At 65.1% G+C, this 6,579-nt stretch carries 8 protein-coding genes; 3 read left to right on the top strand and 5 right to left on the bottom strand.

The genetic code is table 11. The features are described 5' to 3' along the window. Positions 1–133 precede the first annotated feature (133 nt). Together QME24_RS24450 and QME24_RS24445 are read right to left on the bottom strand one after the other, a co-directional pair. Complete coding sequence (locus QME24_RS24450; RefSeq protein WP_054905764.1) at positions 134–1,006, bottom strand: carbon-nitrogen hydrolase family protein; 873 nt, start codon at positions 1,004–1,006, stop codon at positions 134–136. After that, entirely contained in the window at positions 1,003–1,593 is a 591-nt protein-coding gene (locus QME24_RS24445; RefSeq protein WP_009685643.1) for a GNAT family N-acetyltransferase, read from the bottom strand. Before QME24_RS24445 ends, QME24_RS24450 begins: the two co-directional genes overlap by 4 nt. A gap of 115 nt (positions 1,594–1,708) precedes the next feature. On the opposite strand from QME24_RS24445, the gene QME24_RS24440 reads away from it, so the two are divergent. Further along, positions 1,709–2,107: a nuclear transport factor 2 family protein gene (locus QME24_RS24440; RefSeq protein WP_029887342.1), complete on the top strand. Its 399-nt coding sequence runs from the start codon at positions 1,709–1,711 to the stop codon at positions 2,105–2,107. Positions 2,108–2,150: 43 nt separating this feature from the next. On the opposite strand, the gene QME24_RS24435 is transcribed toward QME24_RS24440, so the two are convergent. From QME24_RS24435 to QME24_RS24425, 3 genes are read right to left on the bottom strand one after another with little or no spacing between them, the layout of a single operon-like run. Beyond that, positions 2,151–2,729 carry a DJ-1/PfpI family protein gene (locus tag QME24_RS24435; protein WP_009685645.1) on the bottom strand — a complete coding sequence of 193 codons (579 nt, stop codon included), beginning with the start codon at positions 2,727–2,729 and terminating at the stop codon, positions 2,151–2,153. 51 nt (positions 2,730–2,780) lie between these two features. Next, positions 2,781–3,938: a phosphatidylserine/phosphatidylglycerophosphate/cardiolipin synthase family protein gene (locus tag QME24_RS24430; protein WP_054905763.1), complete on the bottom strand. Its 1,158-nt coding sequence runs from the start codon at positions 3,936–3,938 to the stop codon at positions 2,781–2,783. Between the two features lies 1 nt (position 3,939). Beyond that, the gene (locus QME24_RS24425; protein ID WP_054905762.1) at positions 3,940–4,521 is read right to left on the bottom strand and encodes a YceI family protein; all 582 of its coding nucleotides are present in this window, start codon (positions 4,519–4,521) and stop codon (positions 3,940–3,942) included. Positions 4,522–4,829: 308 nt separating this feature from the next. On the opposite strand from QME24_RS24425, the gene olsB reads away from it, so the two are divergent. Both olsB and QME24_RS24415 read left to right on the top strand, forming a co-directional pair. Next, the gene (gene olsB, locus QME24_RS24420) at positions 4,830–5,585 is read left to right on the top strand and encodes an L-ornithine N(alpha)-acyltransferase (RefSeq protein ID WP_029887338.1); all 756 of its coding nucleotides are present in this window, start codon (positions 4,830–4,832) and stop codon (positions 5,583–5,585) included. Next, positions 5,585–6,373: a lysophospholipid acyltransferase family protein gene (locus QME24_RS24415; protein WP_054905761.1), complete on the top strand. Its 789-nt coding sequence runs from the start codon at positions 5,585–5,587 to the stop codon at positions 6,371–6,373. The genes olsB and QME24_RS24415 overlap by 1 nt, the downstream gene beginning before the upstream one ends. Positions 6,374–6,579: the final 206 nt, after the last annotated feature.

Genomic DNA, 6,579 nt, shown 5'->3' with positions numbered 1-6,579 from the left:
GCCTGAGTCCCGTGGCATACAGGAATCAGGCCGCAGCAGCCTAATCAAAGATTGTCCAACAAATGGGGCGCACCTCAGGGACCTCATGTCCCCGGTGGGAGCGGGTTCACCCGCGAAGCAGGCGCCTCTGCTTTCAACGCACTCTGTCAAACTGCTCTGGCCAGTCCCTGCGGGTAAACACCTGCCCTTCCCGCCGCACCCGCCGTACTTCCTCAAGGTCCACGTCACACACCAGCCACTGGCTTCTGCCCGGCTCCAGCGCTGCGCTCAAGGCAACCACACCGTCCCCCGGCATGCCATGGTCCGGCGGTACGAACAACCCTGCCCGGCCAATATTCTCATCCAGCGCCGGCGACCAGGCCGCCAGCCCTACCGTCGGGCTCTGCAACACCGCTATCTGGTTCTCCAGCGCCCGTGCCTGGGCACCGATGCGCACCCGGTGATAGCCCGCCTCGGTGTCGGTGCAGCTCGGTGCCAGGATCAGGTCGGCACCCAACTCGGCCAACTGCCGGGCCAGCATCGGGAACTCATTGTCGTAGCAGATCAGAATGCCCACACGCCCCAGTGCAGTATCGAACACCCGCAGCCCCTGGCCTGCGCTGATGCCCCACTGCTCTCGCTCGAAGCGGGTCATCATCAGTTTGTCCTGGTAGCCCAGCGGCCCCTCGGGACCGAACAGCCAGGCGCGGTTGCGGTAGGCACCGTCATTGTCCAGCACCGGCACGCTCCCCGGCTGCAGGTAGATGCCCCAGCGCCTGGCCATGCTTTCACACAAGGCTGCCCAGGCGCCGATCAGCGGTTGGATCCCGGCAATCGAACCCAGCAGGTCGCCCCGCTGTTCACCTCTCAACTGGCCGCTGAGTACCAGCCCGGCATACTCGGGCAGCAACAGCAAACGGGCGCCCGCCGCCACCGCTTCGGCGCACAGGCCCTGCAGGTGGTCGGCGTAGGCGTCCCAGGTTTCATGCAGTTCGATGGCGTACTGGCAGGCCGCCAGGCGGATCATACCGGCAGTTCCTTCAGCCAGAACGACATCAGCTTGTCGGAGCTTTCCTGCTCGTCCAGGTCACGCCAGGCATAGCGGGTGCGCAGCGACGGGTCGTGCAGGAAACCGCGGTTACGCCAGAAGCCATGCAACGGCTTGTAGTCTGCAGGCCGGCGCGGGTGTACACCGGGCCGCTCGACCGCACAGAACGCGCAGTAGTCGAACTCGGCCAGTTTGTGGGCATAAGACTCGCGTTCGATGAAGAAACGCACGCCCAAACCTTGGCCGCGGTACTCCGGCAACACCAGCGACTCACCAAAGTAATAAACGCTGGCCGGGTCCCGCCCCTGGGCCAGGAACGGCTGCTGGAACTCCGGCGCCACGTCCACCAGCGGCAGGCCGGTAGATGCACCCACAACCTGGCCTTGGTCCAGCGCCAGCACCACCAGGCTGCGCCCGGAACGGGCATAGTTGGCCAGGTAGTCGGCTTCGTACTCCGGGGTGCCGTCGTACAGGTAGGGGAACTCGCGGAATACGGTAAGGCGCAAGCGAGCGAGGTCATCGATATAGGGCGCGATAGCGGCGCCGTGCAACAGGCGTATTTCCATGCTTGGCGGTCGTTTTGTCGATGTGGATGACGCGCTCGGCTAAGCCGGGCTTGAGGGGGAACCGTATCATCCGGAGCAACGACCCGCCTTTTCCCTACACGACAGGTATTGTTCCATGACCGCTACCGAACTGGTAAATGCGTACTACGCCGCCTTCAACGCCGGCGACATGCCGGGCTTTCTGGCACTGCTCAGCGAAGACGTGATCCACGACATCAACCAGGGCGAGCGGCAGATGGGCAAGGCCAGGTTTGCAGCGTTCATGGACAAGATGAACCGCTGCTACCGCGAGCGCCTGGCCGACATCGTGGTCATGCAGAACGCCGACGGCAGCCGTGCGGCGGCGGAGTTCACCGTGCATGGCCAGTACCTGGCCAATGACGATGGGTTGCCGCCGGCGAACGGGCAGACCTACGTGCTGCCGGCCGGGGCCTTCTTCTACATCCATTGCGGCAAGATTGCCCGCGTGACCAACTACTACAACCTCAATGACTGGGTTGAACAGGTAGGTTGAGCCTGTACAGGCCTGTTCGCGGGTTCACCTGCGAACACGCCTGTCAGGCGATGCGGGTGCCCAGCACCTTGAGGAAGGCCGCCAGCCACGCCGGGTGCGCCGGCCAGGCCGGGGCGGTTACCAGGTTGCCATCCACATGGGCCTGGTCCACGGCGATGTCGATGAACGTCCCACCCGCCAGCCGCACCTCCGGCGCACACGCCGGGTAGGCGCTGCATTCGCGCCCTTCCAGCACCCCGGCCGCTGCCAGCAACTGCGCACCATGGCACACTGCTGCAATTGGCTTGCCAGCCTGGTCGAACGCCCGCACCAGCTCCAGCACCTTCTCATCCAGGCGCAGGTACTCCGGCGCCCGGCCACCCGGGATCAGCAGCGCGTCGTAGCGCTCGGGCCGCACCCGCACGAAATCGAAGTTCAGGGCAAAGTTGTGCCCGGGTTTTTCGCTGTAGGTCTGCTCACCCTCGAAATCATGAATCGCGGTACGCACGGTCTGCCCCGCCAGCTTCTCCGGGCACACCGCGTGCACCGTGTGGCCGACCATGCTCAGTGCCTGGAACGGCACCATTGCTTCGTAATCCTCGACGTAATCGCCGACCAGCATCAGAATTTTTTTCGCCGTCATCGCACACACTCCTTCGCTCGCCCGTGAACAGTCATTGCACGATAGCCGCTATCAGTCGCGGCGGTCGAGCAGGTTCACCACCAGCCGGTCGAGCCAGCCCCAGATGCGCTGCTTAACCCGCCGCCACAGCGGCCGGGCGTGCCAATGGGCCAGGTCGACTTCCTCGCTCAGGGCAAAATCGCGCTCGAAGCTGGCGACCACGGCCGCCGTCAGCGGTGGGTCCAGTGCCTCGATGTTGGCTTCCAGGTTGAAGCGCAGGTTCCAATGGTCGAAGTTGCAGGAGCCAACGCTGACCCAGTCGTCCACCACGGCCATCTTCAGGTGCAGGAAGCACGGCTGGTACTCGAAAATGCGTACACCGGCGCGCAGCAGGCGCGGGTAGTAGCGGTGCCCGGCATACCGGACCGAGGGGTGGTCGGTGCGCGGCCCGGTCAGCAGCAGCCGCACGTCCAGGCCCTTGCTGGCAGCCCGGCGCAAGGAACGGCGGACACTCCAGGTTGGCAAGAAGTAGGGTGTGGCCAGCCATACCCGTTGCTTGCCGCTGTTCAAAGCGCGCACCAACGCGTGCAGGATGTCCTGGTGCTGACGGGCGTCGGCGTAGGCAACCCGGCCCATGCCCTGCCCCTGCGCCGGCACCTTGGGCAGGCGCGGCAAGCCAAAGCCCTCGGCGGGGCGCCATGCGGTGCGGCGGTTGTTGGCATGCCACTGGCGGTCGAACAGCAATTGCCAGTCGGCCACCACCGGGCCTTGCATCTGCACCATCACCTCGTGCCAGTCACTGCGCGCCTGGCCGGGTGTCCAGAACTCATCGGTTACGCCCGTGCCGCCGACCACGGCCCAGCGCTCGTCCACCAACAGCAGCTTGCGGTGGTCGCGGTACAAGTTGCGCAGGCCGCGCTTCCAGCGCAGGGGGTTGTACCAGCGCAGCTCCACCCCCGCCGCCAGCAAGCGCTGGCGTAGCATGCTGTTGAAGGCCAGCGAACCGTAGTCGTCGAACAGGCAGCGCACTCGCACACCCCGCCGGGCCGTGTGCTCCAGCGCTTCGACCACCGCCTCGGCACAGGCCCCAGCCTCGACCAGGTAGAGTTCCAGGTCTACCTGCGATTCGGCGCGCTCGATCGCCGCAAGCATGCGCGGAAAGAACTCGGGGCCGTCGATCAGCAGCTCGAACTGGTTACCCTCACGCCAGGGAAATACCGGCCCCGGCATGTCAGCGCGCGGTGAAAATCAGCACCGCATTGACCGGCACCGACGGGTTGATGGATTTGAGCTTGGCAAACTTGCGCAGGTTTTCCAGCCCCGGCAGCAGGCCAAAGTCCTCGGCACGCAGCAGCAGTGGCTCGAGGGTGACCACCTGGAACCGTCGCGCATCCAGGCGGGTTGCCAGCAACAAGGCGTTGTAGCGGTGCGACTGCCCGTGCAAGGTGACCGTCAGCGGCAGGCGCAGCTCGATCTGGGCACCATCGGCCAGGTCATTGATCGGGCGCAGGTCGATTTGCGCCTTCACCGTGGCCTCGGCAAAGCGGCCGACCTCGAACAGCTGGTCACGCATCTGCTCGTCACGCAGGGGGATGCCACTGCTGACCGAATCCATCTCGATGCGCAAGCCCGCCACGCCCTTGTTGTCGACCGAACCATGCAGCACCAGGAAGCGATGCACTTCGGCGGTATCGCCGTTCTTGCCGGTAATGAACGACAAGCGCGAAGACTCGCCATCGAGGTGCCAGTTGGCATGGGCGGGCGGGCAAACAGCCAGCAACAGGGCGAAGAGCGCGGAGGGCAACTTGAACATGACAAATCTCAGAAAACCAAGCCGCCAACCTTACCCGCCCGCTTTACCGGCAGCAAGCGGCGTGCCCTGCTGGGGCTTGCGCACTCATGCAGAGCCCACAGCAGCCCAAGCCTTGTGCAGCCGTTTCTCCCGCGCCGCCGCGTCTACCTGCGGCCGCAGGGCCTGGAATGGCACGTACAAGCCCCAGGGGGTTGTCACGCAAGCATCACCAAAGCTTCACCGGGGTGACACCGCGTCTGCCTAGGCTGACTTTGCACAACAAAGCCGACCGGCCGCAACCCTTCATGGCTGGCTTATGGAGACTCGCAATGACTCGGATCGCTCACGCTGGCGACAACAGCACTGAACGCCGTCTGCAAGCCGAACGCCTGGTTGGCGCCAAGGCGCTGCAAGAAGCCCAAGCCTTGCGTTACCAAGTGTTCAGCGCAGAATTCAAGGCCAAACTCAAAGGTGCCGAGCACGGCCTGGACATGGACGACTACGACGTGCACTGCCGCCATATTGGTGTACGCGACCTGAGTACCGGCAAGCTGGTGGCCACTACCCGGCTGCTTGACCACCAGGCCGCCAGCAGCCTGGGGCGGTTCTACAGCGAAGAAGAATTCCGCCTGCACGGCCTGTTGCAGCTGCAAGGGCCGATCCTTGAACTGGGGCGCACCTGCGTAGCCCCCGCCTACCGCAACGGCGGCACCATTGCCGTGCTCTGGGGCGAGCTGGCCGAGGTCCTCAACGAAGGCCGCTACCGTTACCTGATGGGCTGCGCCAGCATCCCCATGCAGGACGGTGGCGTACAGGCCCAGGCCGTGATGCAGCGACTGCGCGAGCGCTACCTGTGCACCGAGCACTTGCGCGCCGAACCGAAGAAGCCGCTGCCGAACCTGGCGCTGCCCAACAACGTCATCGCCGAACTGCCACCGCTGCTCAAAGCCTACATGCGCCTGGGTGCAAAGATCTGCGGCGAGCCGTGCTGGGACGAAGACTTCCAGGTCGCCGACGTGTTCATCCTGCTCAAGCGCGACGACCTGTGCCCGCGCTACGCCCGCCACTTCAAGGCGGCAGTCTGATGCCCAGGCTGCGGGTGCTGGCCCGCGTCTGCAGGCTGCTGCTGGTCGTGCTGCTCGGCGTGCTGATGGCCAGCGTGATCGCCGTGGGGCAGCGGCTAGGCCTGAAGGCCTCGCTCGAAAGGCGCCAGCGCTGGACCTGCCTGTTCATGAAGCGCCTGGTCGCAGCCCTGCCCTTCGACGTGCAGGTGCGCGGGGCGCTGCCGCAGCGGCCGATGTTGTGGGTCAGCAACCATGTGTCGTGGACCGACATCCCCCTGCTGGGCATGCTGATGCCCCTGTCATTCCTGTCCAAGGCCGAAGTGCGCCAGTGGCCGCTGGCCGGCTGGCTGGCGGAACAGGCCGGCACCCTGTTCATTCGTCGTGGGGGCGGCGACAGCGAACGGCTGCGCGAGCAGATGGCCAGGCAACTGGGCCTGGCCAGGCCGCTGCTGATCTTTCCTGAAGGCACCACCACCAGCGGTCACGCCTTGCGCACTTTCCATGGCCGCCTGCTGGCAGCGGCCATCGACCGTGGCGTAGCGGTGCAGCCAGTGGCTGTCCAGTACCTGCGTGACGGTCAGATCGACCCGGTTGCGCCCTTTGTTGGTGACGATGACCTGGTGGCGCACCTGCTGCGCCTGTTCGCCCAGCCACGTGCGCAGGTGTGCATTCACCTGTTGCCGCCGATCGGGACCGTGGGCAAGGAACGTGCGCTGCTGGCAATGCAGGCACAGCAGGCGATTCACCTGGCGTTGTATGGGTTCGAAAACGTCGAGGCGGCGCCACGGCGGCCGGCGCGGGCTGCCTGATCTCTATCCCATGTTGCGGCACTATCGCCGGCAAGCCGGCTTTACAGGTACTGCATTGGCTTGCAAACCTGCAGTGAACTTGTGGGAGATTCTATGGTTTCTGGCAAGGGTAGCCGGAGCATCTTCAGCGCCTGTGAGATCGAGCGCCGCCCGCGCGGCGCAATCGCGAGCTGCGCTCGCTCCTACGTTTGTTTCGGGCCAGTAAC

Origin of the sequence: Pseudomonas sp. PARCl1 (assembly GCF_947311875.1) — a bacterium.
GTDB lineage: Bacteria > Pseudomonadota > Gammaproteobacteria > Pseudomonadales > Pseudomonadaceae > Aquipseudomonas > Aquipseudomonas juntendi.
Note: the sequence above shows the minus strand (reverse complement) of the source record. Positions and strands in the feature narration are given on the sequence as shown.

Bases quoted from the DNA above. Each gene is read 5' to 3' on its own strand.
- QME24_RS24450 (WP_054905764.1), bottom strand. From the start codon at position 1,006: ATGATCCGCCTGGCGGCCTGCCAGTACGCCATCGAACTGCATGAAACC.
- QME24_RS24445 (WP_009685643.1), bottom strand. From the start codon at position 1,593: ATGGAAATACGCCTGTTGCACGGCGCCGCTATCGCGCCCTATATCGAT.
- QME24_RS24440 (WP_029887342.1), top strand. From the start codon at position 1,709: ATGACCGCTACCGAACTGGTAAATGCGTACTACGCCGCCTTCAACGCC.
- QME24_RS24435 (WP_009685645.1), bottom strand. From the start codon at position 2,729: ATGACGGCGAAAAAAATTCTGATGCTGGTCGGCGATTACGTCGAGGAT.
- QME24_RS24430 (WP_054905763.1), bottom strand. From the start codon at position 3,938: ATGCCGGGGCCGGTATTTCCCTGGCGTGAGGGTAACCAGTTCGAGCTG.
- QME24_RS24425 (WP_054905762.1), bottom strand. From the start codon at position 4,521: ATGTTCAAGTTGCCCTCCGCGCTCTTCGCCCTGTTGCTGGCTGTTTGC.
- olsB (WP_029887338.1), top strand. From the start codon at position 4,830: ATGACTCGGATCGCTCACGCTGGCGACAACAGCACTGAACGCCGTCTG.
- QME24_RS24415 (WP_054905761.1), top strand. From the start codon at position 5,585: ATGCCCAGGCTGCGGGTGCTGGCCCGCGTCTGCAGGCTGCTGCTGGTC.